Source organism: Sphingobium sp. YR768, from assembly GCF_900111125.1.
Taxonomy (GTDB): Bacteria; Pseudomonadota; Alphaproteobacteria; order Sphingomonadales; family Sphingomonadaceae; genus Sphingobium.
Genome location: NZ_FOGE01000007.1, coordinates 20,720 through 40,703, shown reverse-complemented (window position 1 = coordinate 40,703; position 19,984 = coordinate 20,720). Strand labels below are relative to the sequence as shown.

The following is a 19,984-nucleotide window of genomic DNA, read 5'->3' as shown; positions in this document are numbered from 1 at the left end:
TCGGTCGCTCCGCAGTCACTGGCGCGCACCCGAAACCGGCCATGCCGGAAAACACCTGTTTGCCGGTTACCTTGGAAGATATTAGCGAAATATACGCTTCTCCGCCAGTTGAGCGGTTGTTACGCTGACCCTCACAATGAGCTGGAGGCATTTGGTGACGACCGACCATTCCCTGGGCTGGGAAGCTGTTGCCGACAGATTCATAGCGATCCGATCCGAGATCGGGGCAACGCTGGTGCGGTCATGGGCAAAGGAATGTCTGGCGCCAACGTCGCCTATCGTTGATGTGGGATGTGGTTCCGGCGTTCCGATCGCGAAGGCGCTCAACGATGATGGGTTTGTCGTATTCGGCATCGATGCGTCGCGCTCGCTTGTCAGCGCGTTCCATGACAACCTTCCTGCCGTGCCTGTCGCATGCGAAACGGCGCAGGATAGCTCCTTCTTCGGGCGCACTTTCGAAGGAGCTATATCGATCGGCCTTATTTTCCTGCTTGATGCAAACGACCAGCAGAGGGTGCTTAGCAAGATAGCTGACGCCCTCGATCCCGGTGGCCGGTTACTTTTCAGCGCGCCAGAGCAGGCTTGTGAATGGAACGACACGCTGACCGGGCGGGCCTCGCTTTCGCTTGGGGCCGATGCCTATGCAACTTGCCTGAATAAGGTCGGCCTTGATCTGGTTTGTTGTCTTACTGATGACGGCGGCAACAACTACTATGACGCGGCGAAACGCCAATGAGCGACGTCCCGCACCAATTTTTGAGCCGCTCTGCGGCAAAACGGGCTGTGACGGCGGGTATCGCCTGTTTTTCGCGAACTGATCGGAAAGGTCCAGCGCCTGTCACCGTAATCCGCTATTCCCTTTGCCATGATCCGGTTGCAGCGCGCAATTCAGCACAGAGCAGGCCAATACGGAAGGGTTGATGAGTGGGGGTTGAATTTCGGCAAGGCTGGGGGTGGCTGGTCCTTGCAGCGCTGACGGCTTCGACCATCGGTGACGAAATCACTCTGGTGACGCTGATGTTCCGCACGGCCGACAATGCGCCCGCCTACGCCGTGCCGGTACTACTGATCGCGGAACTACTGCCCGGTTTAATCGCGGCACCCTATGTGGGTCGCCTGATCGATAGCCGGGATGCGGCGCGGGTGCTGGTCGTGGTGTCGGCGCTGCAAGCCGTAGTGATCGCGTTCATCGCACTCTATCCCCCGTCCACCCTCGCCGGGGCGGCGCTCTTGAGTGTGCTGTTCACGATCAGCAGCGCCGCCACCTTTGCGCTGATCCCGGTGCTGGCGGGCGCGCTGGGCATGACGCTTGCGCGCGCGAATTCGTTTTTGGAAATGGTTCGCAGCCTTGGAATGCTCGTCGGCCCTGTCGCGGGCGGAGTGCTGGTAGGCTGGGTGGGATCGCGCACTGCGCTCCTGGCCGACGCCGCCAGTTTCGGATTGCTGCTACTCGTCGTCGCGACAAGTGGCCTTCGCCGCAGGCCGCAACGAAGTGAGAATGAGGGGCGGACGCTCTTTGCCGACTATCGACCGCTGCTCCGCAATCGACGGGCGATGGTGGCCACCGGGGCGCTCAGTCTGGAAGTGTTCGCGACCGCGATTGCCGATGTTGCCTTTGTGTTCCTCGTCACTGTGACGCTGGGGAGAGGCTCAACGATATTCGGCGTGCTGACGGCACTCTGGGCCGGTGGGATGCTGATCGGCGCGGCACTGGCTGAACGGGTAATAGGCCGTCGGATCGGTTTGGCCGCATTCGGTGCGGCTGCCTTCATGGGGGCGACCATGCTGCTGGTGGGCCTTGGTCCGATCGGTGTTACGGTTGTTGCCATTGCCTTCATTGCCGGAGGCGGCGCGAACAGCATCCACAATGTGGCGGTACGGACCTTGCTTCAATCGGAATGCTCGCCCGCTGATCATGGCAAGGTTGCTGCGATCTATGGCGCGGTGACGCGCACCGCCGCGATCGGCGGTTATGTCGCTGGCGGTTTCTTCGTGCCGAACGACGCGCCGAGCGCCTATGTGGTAGGTGGCGTTCTTGGCGTCGGCGCGGGAATAATTGGCTGGCGGATATTCAATGGCACATGGTCCGCCTCACCGGTCAGCAGACGAAATTGACCTGTTTGCCGGTTACCTTGGAGGATATTAGCGAAATATACGCTTCTCCGCCAGTTGAGCGGTTGTTACGCTGACCTTTTGCCGGTCGGATACTTTCACGTCGTCTTCACGCTACCGGCGGAGATCGCCAGCGTCGCTTTCCAGAACAAGGCGGTGGTCTATGATCTGCTGTTCAAGGCAGCGTCGGAGACTATGCTGACGATCGCGGCCGATCCCAGGCATCTAGGCGCCAGGATCGGGATCACCGCCGTGCTCCACACATGGGGCTCGGCCCTTACGCACCATCCCCACGTCCATATGGTGGTGCCGGGTGGCGGCATCGCACTCGACGGGACGCGATGGATATCGACGCGCCCCGCCTTCCTTTTGCCGGTGCGTGTCCTAGGCAAGCGGTTTCGCCGTCTGTTCCTGACCCGGCTGATCCAGCTTTATGACGCCGGCAAGCTCGCCTTCTTCGGATCGCTCGCATCACTTGCCGAACGGCGCGCCTTCCTGCGTCATCTGGCGCCGATCCGGAAGACGCGATGGGTGGTCTATGCAAAGGCGCCCTTTGCGGGCCCTGAAGCGGTGCTCGCCTATCTGTCCCGCTATACTCACCGGATCGCCATCTCGAACCGCCGGTTGATCAGTTTCGACGAGAAGGGCGTCACGCTGTGCTACAAAGATTACCGTCGCGATGGACCCGAACGCCAAAGCGTTATGACACTCGCGACCGACGAGTTTATCCGGCGGTTCATGTCGCACGTCCTGCCTCGTGGCTTCCATCGTATCCGGCATTACGGTCTGCTGGCCAGCTCATCGCGCAAAGCCAACCTCGCGCGTGCTCGCGCGTTGCTCGAGGTTTCTGCGCCGCCTGACGAGGCGATCCTGGAAGAACCCGTCGATCTGCGACCACCATGCCCTTGCTGCGGCGGGCATATGATCATCATCGAGACCTTCGAACGGTGGCGACAGCCGCGAGCACCGCCGGACATCCTGATGCCGATCCCGGAGATTACGTCATGAACCGGCATGAACTGCTCCATATCCATCCTGTCAAAGCGTCGTGGCAGGAAATCACGGCGCTTGCGCTGGAAGCGATCCATGCCGCCGCTCACAACCAGAATGATGGCAGCACGCACCGATTATGCTGACCGCCCCGGACAAAATGCCTACCGCCTGGTTCCCGTCCATCGCACCCTACCGGCGATTGTGCCAGTCCGCGAAACGGCGCCGACCCGAAATGCCCATAGCCTATCGCCTGAGGCCCCCGCGGGTCGTACATGTGAGACTTTCGTACGCCTGCCGGCGCCCGAAACCCTTCGACTTTCCCGTCGTTCGCTGCGATTGAAGCCAATGTCCGCTGTCGTCAGACGCGGACCTTCGTTCAGCAAGTCTCCGACGAGCATAAATCCCACATGCGATCGTTTGTGGTTCCGAACGTGCGTCCCATCTTCGGGCTCTTGTTCATGTCGGCTGCGTGCAATATAGCTTTACCGGCGACGAAGCGCACACGCCGCTTGCTGAACCTTCACGTCGTATGGCAGCATCTTGCCCGGCGCCCACAATCTGGACCGAAACGGACGCAAAACTTTGCCAAAGCTCTCAGGGCTGCAGCTAGGATACATTGATGCCCACCAGCTTCGGCGATCACCTCTATTTCACCCGCCTCGAGCTCGAGAACGTCAAGTCGTTCGGCGAGCCGCAGCACCTTGACCTTACGACGGACGGCACGCGACCTGCTCGCTGGACGCTGATCCTGGGCGAGAACAACGTCGGCAAGACGACCCTTCTCGAATGCCTCACGCGGATGCGTCCCGACCTCGGCAACCGCTACGAAGGCGACCCAACCGGCGAGCGCGGCTTCCTGCCCGAGCTCGCGGCCGAGGGGGACAATAGCTACCTCGACGGCCTAGTCCGCAACGGCGTTGACATGGACACGCGGATCACCCTCAGCATGGTCGGCGGCCTGACGCTGGACGGCCGGGGTGGACGCCCCAATCCGATCAGTTGCGACGCGACCATCCAGCGGCGGGCCGGAAAGTTCCAGGCGGCCGACTGGAACGGCGGCATGAAGCGGACTTTCAACCAGCCTGTGGTGTTCGCGTACGGAGCAGGTCGTCACGTCCGCGCGACGGGAACCGACGAGACCATCCCGGACCCGGTCGCTTCACTTTTCGATCCGGCCGTCGAACTGATCGACGCCGAGAACGTTCTCCAGCGGCTGGACTACCACGTGGCGAAGTTCAGGCAGCGCGGACAGCGCATGCGCCTCAAGGCGCTCACGGACATGCTCGCCGAGATCTTGCCGGACGTCGAAAACGCATCGGACATTCACATCAACCCGCCCGCGACGGCCGGTCTCGGGGACATGCCCTATGGTGTCCGGGTTAAGACCACTCACGGCGAGGTGCCGTTGAGACAGCTGAGCCTGGGTTACCAGACCGTGACGGCCTGGACGGTCGACATAGCCTGGCGCCTGTTCAACCACTACGATAAGAGCGACCGCCCGATGCGCGAGCCGGCCGTCGTCATCGTCGACGAGATCGACCTCCACCTTCACCCACGCTGGCAGCGCGAGCTTCGCGCGAAGCTGACCACGCACTTCCCCAACGTCCAGTTCATCGCGACCGCCCACAGCCCGCTCATGGCGCAGGACTATCTTGATCAAAATCTGGTGCTGCTCCAGATGGACGAGACAGAGGGGCAGGTCGAGATCATCAACGAGCCTTCAGTCGTGAAGGACTGGAGCGTCGACCAACTCTTGACCAGCGAGTTATTCGGATTGCCCTCCGCGCGGAGCCGAGAAACCAGCGCGGCCGTTCAGCGGCGGCTGGAGCTCTTGGATAAGATCAATCTCACAGAGGAAGACGAGCGCGAGCTGACGGCGCTCGAGACACGTGTCTCCGCGCTCGCCCCGGGGTGGAACGAGGACGACGAAGTCGTGAAGCGCGTGGTCGAGCGCACACTGGCTGTGGTCCGGGGCGACCGGCGGAAATGATACGGATCGACCGACCGACCGACACGCCCCCACAACTCGGCGGCGGCGCGGGCTTGGTCCAGACCAAGATCGCCGCGCATGACGCGGACCCGGCACTATATACCACGCTGAAGGGGAAGTTCTCGTTCGACGTCGGCGTCTACGGCCACGAGGACGTCAGACAGATACTCAAGTCAGCGCAGCGATGGAAGTGCTGCTTCTGCGAAAGCAAGATCGAGGACGTTAGCTACGGCGAGGTCGAGCATTTCAGACCCAAAGCGGCGTGGCGGCAGTCAAAGGACGCTAAGTTGAAGCGTCCTGGCTATTACTGGCTGGCCTATACCTGGGACAACCTGCTTTGGAGCTGCAAGATGTGCAACGGCAGCTACAAGAAGAACCTGTTCCCGCTAGAGGATCCCGCCGTCAGGAACTGCGTCGGCAGGACGGTCGCGAACGAGACGCCGCTCTTGATCGATCCGTCCGCCTGCAATCCGCGCGATCACATCCGCTTCAAGCTCGACAAGGCGGTCGGAATCACCGGCGTCGGACGCGTTACGATCGACTCTCTGGGACTGAACCGCGAGAAGCTTGTCGAAAGCCGACGGGAGCGGCTTCAGTATCTGGTCGCTGTCTGGGAGAACATTGAAATGGCGCGGGATCTCGGGCGGGAGAACAACGTGACGAGCGGCCTACGCACGCTCGAGCGCGCGGTCCTGCCGCAAGCGCCGTACAGCTCGATGGCTATCGACCTGATCGCGGGACTGCGCGAGGCAGAAAATGCCGAAGCAGCGTAGCCGTCCGCATATTTCGCATCGAGATCGCATAGCGAAGTCGTTGCACCTCTGGGCCTATTCGATTATGACCGGCAAGTAAGGAGAACACTGATGCAGACTGTCGAAGACACTAACACCGTCCGTGAACGCGTTCTGAAATCATCGACGACGAACCCGGCTCTCCAGCGCCTGCAGGGGCGCGTGCTTGCCGGCGCCCAGGCAAGCGAGGTCATCACCAGCTATGACCGCATGCACCACCGCCATAGCCGCTCGTAAGGGGGGCGCATTCGATGTCCGCGGCGAGGATCACGTCGTTCCTCGTCAAGGTGGCCTCGAGGTGCAATCTCGACTGCGATTATTGTTACGTCTACCACCATGCCGATCAGAGCTGGCGCAGCATGCCGCGCCTGTTCAGCGATGCGCATCAGGATGCGTTCGCCGAACGGCTGACGGAATACGCCGCGGCAGTCGGCCTGCGCCGGGTCGCGGTCATATTCCATGGCGGCGAACCGCTGCTCGCGGGGGTCAGTCGCCTTGTCAACTTCGCTCGGAAGATTCGGTCTGCCGCGCCTGACGTTGATGTGGACTTCGGCCTTCAGACCAACGGCCTGCTGCTGACCGAAGCGGTCCTCGGCGAGCTCGAAGCCGAAGCCATCTCCGTCTCGCTCAGCATGGACGGGCCGCGCGAAGCCCATAACTTGCACCGGACCACCCGCAAGGGGCGATCAAGCTTCGACAAGGTTGAAGCTGCGCTGGAACGCCTGAAGCGGAGGCCGGCCGTCTTCGCGGGCGTGATAGCCGTCATCGACACCGCGGTGCGGCCGGAGCAACTGCTGTCCTTCTTCGCGAACCACGGCGTCCCCAAGCTCGACTTCCTCCTTCCGGACTCCCATCACGACAGGCAGCCGCCCGGACGCGACGCGGACCCCACTCTGTACGAACGCTGGCTCATAGAGGCGTTCGACACTTGGCTCGACCGCTACCCACAACTGCCCGTCCGCACGTTCGAAGCCCTGCTCGACGTGGCGGCAGGCCTGCCCTCCGGCACCGACGCCTTCGGCTTCGGCGACGTGAGCCTTCTCTCAGTCGAGACCGATGGCACCTGGCACGATCTGGACGTGCTCAAGGTCGCCGGCGAAGGCGCCACGCGGCTCGTCGGATCGGTCATGGACACGCCGGTCGAACAGCTGGCCTCCTCGACCGCGATCGCAACGCACCGTCGGCTCCTGACCAAGTCAGGACTGAGCGACGTTTGCAGGGCGTGCGAAGTGGTCGACGTGTGCGGCGGAGGCTCCGTTCCCCACCGGTATCGAGCCGGCAGCTTCGACAATCCGACGGTATATTGCGGAGAGATGAAGGCGCTCATCCAGCATGTCCGGACAAGGCTGACGGAGACTTTCGTCGCCATCGAGCCGCTCGCGGACGAGCTTCCGGACTTCGAACTCGAAGCCTTCGAGCTCGCCGAATCCAGCGCCGGCATCATGGCCGACCTTCATGCCGACGCCATCGACGAGGATGCGGCGGGCCTTGAGAAGGCTCTGGCCGAGCTCGACGAAGCAGGAGTAGCCTCGGCGCTCGAGCCTTCTGATCTCCGTGCGCTCGCACGCCACGCCGGCACCGTCGCCTGGCACCGCGCGCTGCTAGCATCTCGGGCTGGCCGCGCCGTCCACGACGTCGACGGACGACCGATCTTGATCGATACCGATTACGCACGCGTAGCACTTAGCCGGGTAGGGCGTAGCGACCTTGAGATAGGCGAGCACGACGATTGGCTGCGGAAGCCGTTCGGCGAGGCGATCGAATTCGAGGACGAGACGACAGCGGAAAAGGGTCGCGTCATCATCGCGGACGCCCTCGACATCGTAGAGGCGTGGAGGCCGGCGCTCGCGCGCGAACTGCGGATGATCTGCTCCGCCGTCCAGTTCGTCCGGGATCCCTCGGCGCATCCCGACAAGATCGTCTCGTTCAGCGACAACTCGGTTCCGGGCGCTCTATACGTGTCGATCAGCCAGAGCGGGGGCCTCATTGACGCATACGACCTGGCGGACTCTCTCATCCACGAATACCGGCACCAGAAGCTCTACCTTTTTGAACGCAGCCATCCGACGACCCATCCCGGCTCGCTCGTGGTCTCCCCCTGGCGGGAAGATTTGCGCCCGGCGTCAGGACTCCTGCACGCGATATTCGTGTTCGTCGAACTGAAGCGGTTCTGGGAGCACGTCCGGGACCACGGGCCTGCCCGCCTGCACAACCGCGCGCTGGCGCAGCTCGACGACACCGAGCGCAACCTCGCAAAGGCGTTCGAGACGATCCGCGGCTGCGAGCTGACGAAGGCGGGCCGCGCGCTCGCCGACCTGCTCGAGAGTCGAGCACAGCGCCTGCCGCTCGTTGCATGACGCTCCGCGTCGCCTCCCACCTGCTGCCGGACGAACCCCATGCCCGCCATGGGCGCCTCAGAACCTACTTCTGTGACATTGACGCGCAGGCCTCGCCAATCGAGGGAGGGTGGCAGCTCGACCTCGCGTGGCCTTCCGATCCCGAGCGCCATGTCGACTTCAGGATCCGCGACGCCCTTTCCGCATGGGGCGGCATCGGGCTCGACGCGATGGCAACGGCACGGCGCCGCTCGGGCCGCGTCCTCACCTCCCTATACGACACTTGGTCGCTTTTGACATGGTGCGAGTGGGCAGCGCGGGCCAAGCCATGTCCAACGGACCGGATCACGATCCTCCACCTCGACGACCATCGCGACCTGATGTCCCCGCGGCTGGCGATCGAAGGCGACAAGCTCGTCGACATGATCACCGACGAACCGTTCGACGTCATGGATCCGGCGTCGGTCCTCTCAGCCTGCAACAGTGGGGCCGTCGGCATGGGTAGCTTCCTGACCCCGTTCCTGCTCGCGTTCCCCAACTCTGACGTCCGGCAGCTCTGCCAGCCGCCCAAGGTCGAGGGGACGCAGGACTGGGCGTTCCGCGCGGCGGTGGAGCGCGACGACTTGCTGCGGCCCGGCGTCGCCCGGCCGGCGATCGCGCTTGAGACGGCGAAAGGAACTGGTCGCGGACACTACCGCGCCACCAGCGACCTAGACGCATGGCTCTCCGACATCGACGATGGTCCGATCCTCCTCCACGTGGACATGGACTACTTCAACAACCGATACGACGGCGACGGAGATTGGACGGATCGCATGCGCGCGCTGGACCCGCCGCTCGAGACAGTGCTACGTCGAATCGACGAGGTCTGCGCGGTAATGAGGGACAACGGGCTCGTCGAGCGTGTCGAGGACGCCGCCGTCGCCTTTTCGCCCGGTTTCTTCCCCGCCGAGATGTGGCAGCCGGCCGATGCGCGCCTCCGCGAGAACCTCGCGGGCCTCTATGAGTAAGCCCCCCGCCAAGAAGGCGCCGGCCAAGCGTCGAAAGCCCACGCGCCCTACGCCCAAGCCGAAGGTGGTGAAACCGCCTAAGGGAGGGCCGAAGATCGACCCGTCAAAGGTCGAGCTGGTCCAGCGTCCGGGACCGAAGGATAAGGGCGACGGCGCGGGCGGCGAATACTGGGAGGTGATAGTCGAGGGAGCCCGCGCGGGCGAGGTGTTCGTCAACTTGATCGACGAGCCGCCGCTGGGCAAGCACGCCTCGATGCAGATCTTCCTGAACGGCCCCGATCAAGGCAAGGGCGTCGGCCGCGCCGCCTACCTCAAGGCGGCGCAAGCTAGCGCACACAATCCGCTTTACCTGCACATGCGCAAATCCAACCACGCCTCGCGGCTGGCGGCGGAGGCGGCGGGCTTCAGGGACGCCGCGCTACCGGGCATCGCGCAGCTCATCCTCAAGCGGACGAAGGGATCGGACTAGTGATCCACCTTCCCGGCTGGCTGCCGCCGTCTGCGGCCACCGACGTCACGCTCGTCCTGCGGGGCCACAAGCCGGCCGCGCGCGTCAGTGTCGGCTCCCGCGGCGGCGACCTGCGCCGCTGGGCGAGGCGGTACGGCCTCTTCACGAGTATCGATGCTGACGGCTTCGCGGCGATCTCCAGAAATCCGGCGACCGCACGCAGGGTGATCGACCTCGACCGCCGGCCGGGCCGGCACACGCTCGCGCTCGGTACGATGCTCGGCTACCCTCCCTGCTGCAGCCGCGCCGCCGCGCGCGTCGGGGACGAGGGCATAGACCGGCGGCATGCAGCCATGGCGACGCGACGGTTCCACGGCCGCTTCCGCGCGATCAATCCCAGCGGATACGCCGACGGGAGCTCGCGGATCTCCCACGTCCCCTGTTCTACTCGCTGCCAGCCGTCGCTCAGGATGGCCATGCTTCCGCAAGGATGCTGACCTACGTCGTCATGCCGTGCCTCGACGAGGCCGACCTGATCAATGGCGCGATCGCCTCGCTGGGGTTCGGCGACGGCACCGCGACGCCGGACACCCACTTTGTCGCCGTGGACAACGGCTCGTCGGACGGCACACTCGACATCCTCACAAGGCTCCGCGACCGCAACCCTTCGCGGATCCACCTGTTCCATGAGCGCGAACGGGGCTTTGTGCCCCCTCGCCGCCGCGGCGTTGCTGCGGCGCGCGAGCTGGCGGGCGCGGCGGGAGTTGATCCTGCCACCGTGCTCATCCTCCAGGCCGATGCCGACACGATCTACAAGGCCGGCTACGTGGCGGCGATGCGCGCCGCGGTCAAGCGCGGCGTGATGCTCGAGGGCGCCACGCGCCGGCCGCCCGACTTCGAGGCGGCGCATCCGGGCTACGTGGCGGCAGAGCGCCTCGTCGACGCGGAGGTCGAGCCCCTGCAGGCCGCGGACGAGGACGAGGTCGTCGTCGACGACAAGGTTTGCGGCTTCCTGCTCGCAGACTATCTACTTTGGGGCGGGCTGTTCGAGGAGGTCGCGCTGTCGGGCGACCGGATCCACGCCGAGACGACGCGGATGTTCATACGCGCCAAACTGCGCCATTCGGCTCGGAAGATCCGCGTCAATCCAGCCGGCGCCGCTTCGTCGCGGCGGCGGGTCGCAGAAGATCCCTGGTTGCATTACGCCACGGTGGGGTTCCCGAGGGAGGCGTCGTGGCTGCGGAGCCGCGGTCATTGGGCGCAGACGACAGCCTCGGACATCGACGCCTTCGCCGAGCGCGTACTGCGCGGGGGTGAGCTCGAGGCGGTCCGTCTGCGACGCGCGCATCAGTTGACGCTTTTCAGATACCTGCCGGCGCTCGTGGACAGCTTAAGGCCGCAATCCAATGATTTGGAGGCGCCGGGCGACGTTATGGCCGTGCTCGCGGAGTTGCCGCCCAGATCCGCCGATGAAGTGGCGACGAGCCCATCCCTCGCGCTAATGGATGTTCTCTCCCTGATAGACGTGCAACCGAGCCTTTTAGCTGGCTCACCCCCGTGCTGAAGCCGGCCAAAAACCACGGACGGCCCTGCCCTGGCCATTCCGACAATCGCGCTCCGCAGGATGCCAGCCTTCTGAGCAAATGTCCTCTTATCAGGATCGCTCTCCAGAAGCGGGGAGTCCGCTTTCCGCCCAACAATGTCGAACTATAGTAATGAACATACGACAGCTTTCGAGCGCGTGCGCTGATCGAACAAACATCCGAAATGAGGCGAAGAAGCTGTCTGGCCGATCTCAAAACCCTGGACGGCGGCTCTTGGCAGAAGCCGAAGTTCGGGCGGGAATCACCGAATGTCCTGAGTTGTGAAGGGTTTCGGGCGCTTGCGTACGAAAGCCTCCAGTGCAGGAACCCGCGGGCCCCACGCGCTGCTCTATGGGTAAATAGGCTTTGGGGTGGTTCTGGCGGGTAAACGTTGCCGGGCCGGAGGTGCGACTATCGGGCGGAGCGGCGTGATTTCGAGCGGCGTTAGGCCGCTAGCAACGGTGGTTTTACGGATCAGCGTGTCCTGCCCCCGCTTTAATTCCGGGATGGGCATGCGCCCGGTCGTCGGCCAGGACGCCATGAGCGCGACCGTCATGTAGAGCGAGCCATGCCGGATCATGGCGCGTGTCTCCGGGCGTGTGAGGCTGGCGTTGGTGGTGCGCGCGGTTGGCACCAGCGGGCGACATCCCCTGCTCGAGGGGCGCCGACAGCGCTCACTGCTGGAAGGGCACCGACGCCAATATCGGCCCAAAGATGAGAACCCGGTCCCGCATGGCTTTACGCTTGCGGGCTTGATCGGTGCGCTTGCCAAGGCTGAACGGGAGGGCTCGCTGCGCGAGAGGATCCGCTTCTACTGCAGGCCATCTTTGCTGATCGTCGACGAGATCGGTTACCTCCCGGTCATACCCGGTGGTGGCAATCTGTTCTTCCAGCTGGTCAATGCGCGCTATGAAAAAGGGGCGATGATCCTCACCTCGAACCGAGGCTTTGCCGAATGGGGTGAAATCTTCGGCAGCCCCGTCGTCGCCACCGCGCTGCTCGACCGCCTGTTGCATCACGCCATCGTCATCCAGATCGATGGCTCGAGTTATCGCCTCAGGCGACATGCAGACCTACTACCCGAGCATGTGCGCTCGACCGCCCGGATCACCCCGCCGGCGCCAACAGAAGCTCGTCGCCGCAGACGACCGCCAAAAGACGGAGGTGTAATTCCGGGGAAAATTACTGTGCCGTTGACAACCGTCATTAGACGTGCGCAGACCGGATCTGTTGCAGCGCGCTGCTCCAATATGCGACTCGACGTCCGCAGTTGCGCCTCGATCGCTTCGATGGATGCCAGAAGTGGCGCGAACGGTCGCGTCCGTCAATGTGGTGTAAAATCGGGTGTGGCCACTGGGCTGCATTTTCAGGCGGCCTTGGGTGTAATCTGTAGCGGCTGTGCCTCCTCGATCATTGGTGTGGCAAGGGCGGCCATGCCCTCGATCTGCATGTAGCGGTGCTGGAGCTGGTATTCGTCATTCTGCTCGAGCAGGACGGCGCCGACGAGGCGGATAATGCTGTCCTCGTTCGGGAAGATGCCGACCACATCGGCGCGGCGCTTCACTTCCTTGTTCAGGCGTTCCAGCGGATTGGTGCTGTGGAGCTTGACCCGGTGCTGCTCGGGGAAGGTCATGTAGGCGAGCACGTCGTGCTCGGCATCGTCCATGCAAGCCCCGAGCTTTGGCCAGCGGGCGCGCAACTGATCAGCGACCTGCCGCCAGACCTGCGTCGCAGCGGCATGGTCGGGTTGAAGGAAGACCTGACGGATGGCAGCGGCAACGACGGTATTCTGGCCCTTGGGCACATAGGCCAGGGCGTTGCGCATGAAGTGGACGCGGCAGCGCTGCCAGGTCGCGCCCATGACGCGGGTAATCGCCGCCTTGAGCCCCTCGTGGGCATCGGAGATGACCAGCTTCACGCCGGTCAGGCCGCGCCGGGCGAGGTCCTTGAGGAAGCTCGACCAGAACGGCTCGGCTTCGGAAGGACCGATGTGCAGGCCGACGATCTCGCGCTTGCCCTCGGTGTTGACGGCCACAGCGATTATCGCGGCGACACTGACGATCCGCCCGCCCTCGCGCACCTTGAGATAGGTAGCATCGAGCCAGAGGTAGGGCCAGTCGCCGGCGAGCGGCCGCTTGAGGAAGGCGTGGACCCGCTCGTCGATGTCTTTGCACAGCTTGGATACCGAGGACTTGGAGATGCCAGTCATGCCCATCGCCTGCACCAGTTCATCGACGCGCCGGGTGCTGACGCCGGCGATCCATGCTTCCTGGATCACCGCGACGAGCGCCTTCTCGACGGTCTTCCTTGGCTCCAGAAAGCCGGGAAAGTAGGCGCCGGTCCGCAGTTTGGGGATCTTGAGATTGAGCGTGCCGAGCCGGGTGTCGAGACTGCGGTCGCGGTAGCCATTGCGCCAGGTCGTGCGATCGCCGGAGCGCTCGTGCCGGCCGGCGCCGACCAGGCCATCGACGTCGGCCTCCATGATGATCTGTAATACGTTCTCGGCGATCGTGCGCAGGAAATCTCCATCTCCGGTCTTCGCCATCAGCTCGGCAAGCGGTAATCTATCGTCGGTCATCGGGATCAACTCCTCGGTGGGCGTGTGAAGTGTGGTAACTCCACCTAACCGATGAGCCCGGTGGCCACCGAGATCGAATTCGCATGGGTGGGGCATGCCCCACCCATGCGATCGCCTCAATCTACACCGAAAATTACACCACGAGCGCGGACGCTAACGCGCGAACAACGCTTCCAGATCGGGTCGCTGAGCATACAGCGCATCCAGACGCTCTGTGCGTTTGCCTGGTGCCCTGGTCGAACCGAGCCGGAGACCGAACAGTTTCAACAGCCCTCGCAATTGGTTGAGCATGGCGGTGCGTGCCATGATCAACTGCGCGCGAATGCGCACAGCTGCGCGGTCGAAGTGCGTTGCCGAAGCCTTCATATGGATGCGCTTGAACCAGCCCGTCCGGGCCATCTGCGCAATCCCCTCAGCATCATGAACATCGCTCTTGTTGACCCGCGCCGACAGCACGCCCTTGGCATGGCGAGCACAGATGCACTCGATCGGCACGTCGCGAGCCACCATGCCATGATAGAGGAACGCCGACAGCGGTCCCGTCTCAAGCACCACTCGCACCAGATTTGGGCAATAGCGGCCAAGCCATTTGGCGATGACGTCGGGATCGCTGGCCAGCACCTCGCGCCGCAACACAGCGCCTTCGCCATCAACCACGCACACATGCGTGGTCTTGTCACTCACATCCAGTCCTGCGTAGATCGACATGGTCACCCTCCTGCATTGAAGCGTTCATGCGACTTCGTACCATACAGGAGGGTGGCTACATCAATTACGCGGTGTCCCAAAAGCGGCTCACGCCTTACCGGCGAGAAATCATGCGCCACCTGTTTCAGGATATGGATGGGCCGCTACGAACTCGTCCGATAGTCCAGTTGATGCCGTCGCCGCGCATGACGCCCGACACCTGTTTTTCAAGATTCGAGTCCAGCACCGGCCGCCACGGCACAAGCGTAAATTCACGGCTTTTCTCGATCAGGGCATAACGCCCGGATGCCAGTTCCACGGGGCGGCGATAAATGCCCTCGATACGCGCGTCCGGTTTCGCTTCGGCATAGGCCCACCCAAGTTCGTCGGAAATTTGACCGGCGACGCGGTTCAATTCGCGCTGCCGCAGGACAGCTAGCAGATTCGCCCGATAGTTGACTCGGCCCTGTTCTTCCTGCGCCAGTCCTTCCGCGATCAACCATTGCCGTCGCACCGCCAGGGCGGCCCGCGTCTCGCTGCCGAACCCGGCATCGCGCAGCGGTTCGGGATCGGGGGCTACAAGCTGCCGGTCCAGCCAGGTCGCGCCATCACTTCCGGCCTGCTGTTCCAAGAGAAGCGCGGACAACGTATCCACGATGACCGGCGCGGCCCTGGCGCGCTGCGACTCATAGGCGGCGGCCTTCTCGTCATGATCGGGCGCGATGATCCATGTCCCGTCCGGCTCGCGCTCCACGCTCGCCATGGCGCGGCGTATCGCTTCCAGTCGCCGGACATGGGTTTCGGCATAGGCCTGCGTGGCGCCCGGATCATGGCGTAAATGAATGTCGATGCTATAGCGCCCGCCATGGGCGGCAGCGATCTTCGCCACGGCCCGGTCAACGGCGCGAGCGTCGACCGATTTGGGTTCGATCCGTACCACCGCCCCGGTCGGGATCGGGCCGGTCGCTTCGCCCTTGCCTATATCGACATAATGGCTGCGGCCGTCCGTGCCGTCCACAATCAGATAATGACGGTCGTTCACCTCGTCCGACAGACCGCGTTCCACGACGCGCCCGACGATCGGCGTCATGACCCCCGGATCGGAAATTACATAATCGGCAGGAGCGCGTTCAAGCCCCTTGGCCGTGAACGTTCGTTGCATGGTGCGGATGACGTCGCCGCGCTCGCCCATGCGTTTCAGCGTGTCGTCCATGCCTTCGGCCAGTTGCCAGCGCCCCGGCGCGATCTGATCCGCAAGTCCAAGCCGACCCAGCTTCTGCAATCGCCCTGCTCGCAAGGACTGATAGAAGGGATCGCGGTCAGCGGCTTCCACTTGTCCTTCTGTGTCGATGTCGCGCAGCAAACGACGGTCGATATTGGTCAATCGTTCTTGCTCGATTTCGTGGGTCAGGCGATCCGTGATCTCAACGTCCGTGCGCGGCCCCAGGTCGAGCGCCACCAGTTCGGCCGCACGCTCTCGGATGCCCTGCGTCAGATACTCGCCACCTATGACCAGATCGCGTCCACGATCATCGACGCCGCGCACGATGATATGAGTGTGCGGGTGGCCGGTGTTGAAATGATCGACCGCCACCCAATCCAGCCTGGTTCCCAAATCCTGTTCCATCTGCGTCATCAGGCGGCGGGTCAGCGACGTGAGATTGTCATAATGCTGGCCGTCCTCCGGCGAGACGATGAACCGGAACTGGTGCCGGTCGCTTGTCTGCCGCTCAAGGAATGCCTTGCGGTCGGCCTTGTCCGGTTCGGCGGAATAGAGCCGTCCCGAATCGCCCTCACGGGTCACGCCGTCCCGCTGGATATAGCGCAGATGCGCGCGGGCCGCGTCCATGCCCTTCCCCCTGTTCAACCGGATGATCCGCGATTTCACCACGACGCGACGCTGGCGGTAGGCAGCGAAGCGGTCGCGCGAAGCCAGCACGCGACCGACGCCAACACCGACCCCCGAACGGTTGCCATGGAACCTGCCGCGCCCTCCCCTAGCCAAGGCGATGCCGCCGGCGAGATTGGCGGCACGCAAGACCTGGCTCATATAGCTTTTGCCTCGCCGGATCGGCGTGCTTCGCGGCTTGCCCAGCCGGGGTTCAAAATCATCGTCATCCCGCATGGCGGCGGCTCCTGGCTCCAGTTACGCCCGGTCGGTCCCCACAACGCGATAGCGCCATGAAAAATCCCGGATTTCCGCGCCTTTCGGGGATGGGTGGCGCCATCACCCGAAGGATAGCGCCATCGGCCGAAAGCCTGAAAAGGATGTGCAGACAAGGACTTATGGCGACGGGGCCAGAGGGCATGGCGCCATTTCTTTGATCTTGCCTTACGCCCCCTCCCCCTGAAAATGCCCCCGATCTCTTTCCCCCGCCGCCCTGAGCGAACATGAAAAAGGCCGGTGGCGACGCGCTGTCCGCGCCGCCACCGCCACCCGTCAGCCGGGTCGTTCCAGCATCGCCAGAGCGGCTTTCAACTCGGCCCTGATCTGCCGCGATTCCGTCGCGTCCTTGATGCTCGCAAGTTCGGCGCGCAGTTCTTCGATATGCTGTTCGTATGTCATCATCGCCTCCTGATCCTGAAAGACAGTAGGGCGGCCCCGGCATGGAGCGGGCCGGGTCAAGGACCGCGAAGCGGTCGCGGCAGCGGCGATGTCGGGCATGAGGCGGCCCGATCCATGCTGGATACTGGGATGGCTTGAGCGGATTTCCTCCTCTCCCCACGCGCGAAGCCCTTCATCGCTCGCCTCCCGGCGCTCCGCCGAGATGCGCGAAAAGACCGCCCGACATGGACTTTTCCGGCACGGAAGTCGCCTCCCCCGACGATGGCGAAGCGGGGTTCATGTCGCTGCCCAAGGCGAAGAACAGCCGTGTTCCCGACAGCATGACGGGCGGCATCGAGGGTGTTGCCGGGGTCCGTGCAAGCTGCGCGAGATAGTCCCGCGTCTCGTGGGCAAGCGGTCTGCCCGTCCGTAAATGCTCGGCATAGCGGGCCGGTCCCGCATTATAGGCGGCGAACAGGCCGGGATATCCGAACCGGTCGTGCATCTCGCGGAGATAGGCCGCGCCCGCCAAGATATTGTCGCGCGGATCGTGCGGATGGGAACCAAGATCATGCTTGCGGCGCATGGCGTCCCATGTGCCGGGCATAAGCTGCATAAGGCCCATCGCGCCCGCATGGCTGGTGATGAGACGGCCAGTGCGGTGCGTCTGCCCCCGGCTTTCGGTGTGCATGACGGTGGCGATCCATGCTTGCGGCACCCCGAACCGCCGCGACGCTTCGACAATATAGGGCCGCCAGCGTTCGACGGCCGGGGCGATCTCGACCGGGCTTTCCGCTGCGGAAGCGGATGCGGCGACCGGCACAGCGAGCATCAGCGCGACCACCAGCATCAGCGCAGTGATGGGGGTCAGCGTAGCCATAGCGGCACCGCCTTGCCGATCACCGCATCCTCGCTGATCGGCCCGAAATAGCGCCCGTCGAAGGAATCGGCGGCGTCCATCAGCAACAGCAGATGATTGTCGCGCAAGGCGATGCAGCCGCTCCACCAAGGCAATGGGCGGCCATGGCGATCCACCGCGCGGCGGACGGCAAGCGGCTGGCCGTTGACGTAGAGGTTGCGCCCCAGTGCGCAAATCTCGTCGCCGTCCCGTGCCGCAACGCGCTTCAACAGCGGCACATTGACGGGCAGATAGCGGCGCTGCGCGGCGAGCCCACGAACGCCATCGGGCATCCATGCCAGCACCATGTCGCCGGTGCGGACGCGCGCGCCGGGATGGACCCGCCAAAGGCCAATGGGCGCACTGGCCGAGGCATTCCAGATCAAGCGCGGCGCGGGCCGGATCGCAAAATCAAGCGTGGCGGTGAGGCCGAGCAAGGCGAGGCCGATGCCGCCCACGATCAGAATTGGTCGGCGACGGATATGGGTCTGGCGGGCCAGCGGCGGCTGCCATTCCAGCAGCGGGACGGGCTTGCCCTTTGCGGCGCGTCTTGTCGAGCCGTTACGCATCGCCCGGCCCCCCGACGCGACGGCGCGAAGACCAATGGTCCAAGTCGGCGATATGATAGCGCACGAACCGGCCATGTTTGCGGAAGGCCGGGCCGATGCCGCGCCAGCGCATATTGGCTAGCGTCTTGGGCCGAAAACCGAGATAATGGGCTGCCTGTTTGGTGTCGAGGAACGGGCTCGCCCGGCGCGCCTGTTGGGCGCGCAGGCTGTCGTCGCCATCCATGGTGGTGGCTCCTTTGCGAGTCCGGGAGCGAACAAAGCGTCCCGGGAACTGGTAGAACCATGAAGGGAAAGGACGCCGCCCGGAACGGACGGAAGGGCCAGCCCGGCCGAAACGGGCATGAATTTCATGCTTGCCGGTACATAGCTTTCACCTAGCCAGGAACCACGTAACGCGTGATGCCGTGTATCGAGCGTCATCCCGATCGATGACGAAATATGCCGCCCGCGTTCCTGAAAAGGGACGCGGGCGGCATATTTTTTTCATAGATTGACGGTCATTCCGGGATGCCGGTCATGGTCCTGCTGCATCCGTCGAGAGAATCATGCCATTTTGCATAGGCGGTGCCGCGCGCCCCGACCGAACCAGATCGCGCAATGCCAGCCGCATTGGCAGCGGGCTGATGCACCATAAGTAATGGGATCGAAGCAATGGCCTTTGAGGGGTTTGCGTCGCGTCATGATGCTTCCAGATGAGGATGGGACCGGCGGCTGCGCTGCCGGTCCCGGGAGGTCATTCCGCCGCTATGGCGTAGCCCGGTTCTGCGATATCCGGGGCGGGAGCCGCTTGGCTTTCAGGCTGCCGGGCATTGGCTGCGAGTGGCTGTGCCGGACGCGGACAGGCGGGCAGCCGCTTCCCCAGCGCCGCGACCGACTTGTGCCGATCGAGTGTCGGCAAGGGCCGTCCGGCATAGGTGGCGGGCGGAAAGGCGAGCCATTTGGGCACCCAGCCCTCCACTTTTGTCCGGTCGTTGGTGCCGCCAAGATGATCGCGGATGATCGCCTTTTGCGTCTTCACCTTCTCGGTGAGATTGGCGTCAGCGACCTTCTTGCCCGCAACTTCACGCAGCATGGCATTCACGATCTTGCGGTCGCGCAGCGGCTCGAAAAAGGCGTCATCCGCCTGCCAGAGCGCCGCCATATCGACCTTGAGCCAGAGGCCGAGCAGATCGACCAACACGCTGTCGATGGCCAGCGTCTCACCCATGACGACAGCGAGAATGGAGAAGACGGCGTCCTCGTCCAGCTTCGCCAGCCGGGCGAAGATAGTGGCGATACCCTCCTCCCTGTCATTGCCGCCTGCGACGGTCAGCGCCTCCGGCGAGAAGTCGAGCAGGCAAAGCGCCTCGCGTCGGCGGGCGTCGAAGAGGGTTTCGGCGCTGCTGGTTTCGAGGCTTTCGTCAGTCTCGGTCCTGCCGCTGCGCTGGTCTGCGGTCCGCACCGT

Annotated in this window: 20 protein-coding genes and 1 pseudogene; 13 read left to right on the top strand and 8 right to left on the bottom strand. The window is 63.8% G+C overall.

All coding sequences use genetic code 11. The features are described from left to right. Positions 1–154 precede the first annotated feature (154 nt). The 13 genes and pseudogenes from BMX92_RS10550 (at position 155) to BMX92_RS28305 (ending at position 12,717) form a co-directional block, all read left to right on the top strand. A complete protein-coding gene (locus BMX92_RS10550) occupies positions 155–736 on the top strand; it encodes a class I SAM-dependent methyltransferase (RefSeq protein ID WP_093016418.1) in 582 nt (193 codons plus the stop codon). Between the two features lie 188 nt (positions 737–924). Then, positions 925–2,115 carry an MFS transporter gene (locus BMX92_RS10545; protein ID WP_093016175.1) on the top strand — a complete coding sequence of 397 codons (1,191 nt, stop codon included), beginning with the start codon at positions 925–927 and terminating at the stop codon, positions 2,113–2,115. Between the two features lie 69 nt (positions 2,116–2,184). Beyond that, positions 2,185–3,120 (top strand): annotated as a pseudogene (locus BMX92_RS10540) (transposase); the annotation flags it as partial. Continuing rightward, complete coding sequence (locus tag BMX92_RS27965; protein ID WP_256213368.1) at positions 3,117–3,248, top strand: hypothetical protein; 132 nt, start codon at positions 3,117–3,119, stop codon at positions 3,246–3,248. The pseudogene BMX92_RS10540 and the gene BMX92_RS27965, both read left to right, overlap by 4 nt. Before the next feature lie 476 nt (positions 3,249–3,724). Beyond that, complete coding sequence (locus BMX92_RS10535) at positions 3,725–5,095, top strand: AAA family ATPase (protein WP_093016173.1); 1,371 nt, start codon at positions 3,725–3,727, stop codon at positions 5,093–5,095. Then, on the top strand, positions 5,092–5,868 hold the full coding sequence (locus BMX92_RS10530) for a hypothetical protein (RefSeq protein WP_093016171.1): 777 nt from the start codon (positions 5,092–5,094) through the stop codon (positions 5,866–5,868). Before BMX92_RS10535 ends, BMX92_RS10530 begins: the two co-directional genes overlap by 4 nt. 90 nt (positions 5,869–5,958) lie before the next feature. Next, entirely contained in the window at positions 5,959–6,123 is a 165-nt protein-coding gene (gene yhhA / locus BMX92_RS27320; protein ID WP_177184994.1) for a YhhA family cyclophane-containing RiPP, read from the top strand. Between the two features lie 14 nt (positions 6,124–6,137). Further along, complete coding sequence (yhhB, locus tag BMX92_RS10525) at positions 6,138–8,243, top strand: cyclophane-forming radical SAM/SPASM peptide maturase YhhB (protein ID WP_093016168.1); 2,106 nt, start codon at positions 6,138–6,140, stop codon at positions 8,241–8,243. Further along, the gene (locus BMX92_RS10520) at positions 8,240–9,232 is read left to right on the top strand and encodes a hypothetical protein (RefSeq protein WP_093016165.1); all 993 of its coding nucleotides are present in this window, start codon (positions 8,240–8,242) and stop codon (positions 9,230–9,232) included. The genes yhhB and BMX92_RS10520 overlap by 4 nt, the downstream gene beginning before the upstream one ends. Then, positions 9,225–9,701: a GNAT family N-acetyltransferase gene (locus BMX92_RS10515; RefSeq protein ID WP_093016162.1), complete on the top strand. Its 477-nt coding sequence runs from the start codon at positions 9,225–9,227 to the stop codon at positions 9,699–9,701. Before BMX92_RS10520 ends, BMX92_RS10515 begins: the two co-directional genes overlap by 8 nt. Beyond that, positions 9,701–10,177 carry a hypothetical protein gene (locus BMX92_RS10510; RefSeq protein WP_093016159.1) on the top strand — a complete coding sequence of 159 codons (477 nt, stop codon included), beginning with the start codon at positions 9,701–9,703 and terminating at the stop codon, positions 10,175–10,177. The genes BMX92_RS10515 and BMX92_RS10510 overlap by 1 nt, the downstream gene beginning before the upstream one ends. Then, positions 10,171–11,244, top strand: a complete 1,074-nt coding sequence (locus tag BMX92_RS10505; RefSeq protein ID WP_093016156.1) for a glycosyltransferase family 2 protein — start codon at positions 10,171–10,173, stop codon at positions 11,242–11,244. The genes BMX92_RS10510 and BMX92_RS10505 overlap by 7 nt, the downstream gene beginning before the upstream one ends. Positions 11,245–11,841: 597 nt before the next feature. After that, positions 11,842–12,717 (top strand): ATP-binding protein, encoded by an 876-nt coding sequence (locus tag BMX92_RS28305; protein WP_305728180.1) that lies wholly within the window; start codon positions 11,842–11,844, stop codon positions 12,715–12,717. Here the strand turns inward: BMX92_RS28305 and BMX92_RS10495 are convergent. The 8 genes from BMX92_RS10495 to BMX92_RS27955 all read right to left on the bottom strand — a co-directional run bounded on the left by BMX92_RS10495 (position 12,630) and on the right by BMX92_RS27955 (position 19,981). Then, a complete protein-coding gene (locus tag BMX92_RS10495) occupies positions 12,630–13,841 on the bottom strand; it encodes an IS256 family transposase (protein ID WP_017183365.1) in 1,212 nt (403 codons plus the stop codon). The two genes, BMX92_RS28305 and BMX92_RS10495, sit on opposite strands and share 88 nt — an antisense overlap. A 153-nt stretch (positions 13,842–13,994) precedes the next feature. Continuing rightward, complete coding sequence (locus tag BMX92_RS10490; protein ID WP_093016153.1) at positions 13,995–14,549, bottom strand: IS110 family transposase; 555 nt, start codon at positions 14,547–14,549, stop codon at positions 13,995–13,997. Positions 14,550–14,673: 124 nt separating this feature from the next. Beyond that, positions 14,674–16,653 carry a relaxase/mobilization nuclease RlxS gene (gene rlxS / locus BMX92_RS10485; protein ID WP_093016150.1) on the bottom strand — a complete coding sequence of 660 codons (1,980 nt, stop codon included), beginning with the start codon at positions 16,651–16,653 and terminating at the stop codon, positions 14,674–14,676. 315 nt (positions 16,654–16,968) lie between these two features. Then, positions 16,969–17,097: a hypothetical protein gene (locus BMX92_RS27960; RefSeq protein WP_256213367.1), complete on the bottom strand. Its 129-nt coding sequence runs from the start codon at positions 17,095–17,097 to the stop codon at positions 16,969–16,971. A 169-nt stretch (positions 17,098–17,266) separates the two neighbouring features. Then, a complete protein-coding gene (locus tag BMX92_RS10475) occupies positions 17,267–17,953 on the bottom strand; it encodes a lytic transglycosylase domain-containing protein (RefSeq protein WP_093016145.1) in 687 nt (228 codons plus the stop codon). Continuing rightward, entirely contained in the window at positions 17,941–18,540 is a 600-nt protein-coding gene (locus tag BMX92_RS10470; RefSeq protein ID WP_093016142.1) for a S26 family signal peptidase, read from the bottom strand. Before BMX92_RS10470 ends, BMX92_RS10475 begins: the two co-directional genes overlap by 13 nt. Then, positions 18,533–18,763 carry a helix-turn-helix domain-containing protein gene (locus BMX92_RS10465; RefSeq protein WP_093016139.1) on the bottom strand — a complete coding sequence of 77 codons (231 nt, stop codon included), beginning with the start codon at positions 18,761–18,763 and terminating at the stop codon, positions 18,533–18,535. Before BMX92_RS10465 ends, BMX92_RS10470 begins: the two co-directional genes overlap by 8 nt. Before the next feature lie 510 nt (positions 18,764–19,273). Beyond that, positions 19,274–19,981 (bottom strand): hypothetical protein, encoded by a 708-nt coding sequence (locus BMX92_RS27955; RefSeq protein ID WP_256213366.1) that lies wholly within the window; start codon positions 19,979–19,981, stop codon positions 19,274–19,276. Positions 19,982–19,984: the final 3 nt, after the last annotated feature.

Excerpts from the sequence above, each read along its gene's own strand:
- BMX92_RS10535 (WP_093016173.1), top strand. The coding sequence starts at position 3,725 with ATGCCCACCAGCTTCGGCGATCACCTCTATTTCACCCGCCTCGAGCTC.
- BMX92_RS28305 (WP_305728180.1), top strand. The coding sequence starts at position 11,842 with ATGGCGCGTGTCTCCGGGCGTGTGAGGCTGGCGTTGGTGGTGCGCGCG.
- BMX92_RS27960 (WP_256213367.1), bottom strand. The coding sequence starts at position 17,097 with ATGATGACATACGAACAGCATATCGAAGAACTGCGCGCCGAACTTGCG.
- BMX92_RS10490 (WP_093016153.1), bottom strand. The coding sequence starts at position 14,549 with ATGTCGATCTACGCAGGACTGGATGTGAGTGACAAGACCACGCATGTG.
- BMX92_RS27965 (WP_256213368.1), top strand. The coding sequence starts at position 3,117 with ATGAACCGGCATGAACTGCTCCATATCCATCCTGTCAAAGCGTCGTGG.
- yhhB (WP_093016168.1), top strand. The coding sequence starts at position 6,138 with ATGTCCGCGGCGAGGATCACGTCGTTCCTCGTCAAGGTGGCCTCGAGG.
- BMX92_RS10465 (WP_093016139.1), bottom strand. The coding sequence starts at position 18,763 with ATGGATGGCGACGACAGCCTGCGCGCCCAACAGGCGCGCCGGGCGAGC.
- yhhA (WP_177184994.1), top strand. The coding sequence starts at position 5,959 with ATGCAGACTGTCGAAGACACTAACACCGTCCGTGAACGCGTTCTGAAA.
- BMX92_RS10515 (WP_093016162.1), top strand. The coding sequence starts at position 9,225 with ATGAGTAAGCCCCCCGCCAAGAAGGCGCCGGCCAAGCGTCGAAAGCCC.
- rlxS (WP_093016150.1), bottom strand. The coding sequence starts at position 16,653 with ATGCGGGATGACGATGATTTTGAACCCCGGCTGGGCAAGCCGCGAAGC.
- BMX92_RS10470 (WP_093016142.1), bottom strand. The coding sequence starts at position 18,540 with ATGCGTAACGGCTCGACAAGACGCGCCGCAAAGGGCAAGCCCGTCCCG.
- BMX92_RS10475 (WP_093016145.1), bottom strand. The coding sequence starts at position 17,953 with ATGGCTACGCTGACCCCCATCACTGCGCTGATGCTGGTGGTCGCGCTG.
- BMX92_RS10505 (WP_093016156.1), top strand. The coding sequence starts at position 10,171 with ATGCTGACCTACGTCGTCATGCCGTGCCTCGACGAGGCCGACCTGATC.
- BMX92_RS10495 (WP_017183365.1), bottom strand. The coding sequence starts at position 13,841 with ATGACCGACGATAGATTACCGCTTGCCGAGCTGATGGCGAAGACCGGA.
- BMX92_RS10520 (WP_093016165.1), top strand. The coding sequence starts at position 8,240 with ATGACGCTCCGCGTCGCCTCCCACCTGCTGCCGGACGAACCCCATGCC.
- BMX92_RS10530 (WP_093016171.1), top strand. The coding sequence starts at position 5,092 with ATGATACGGATCGACCGACCGACCGACACGCCCCCACAACTCGGCGGC.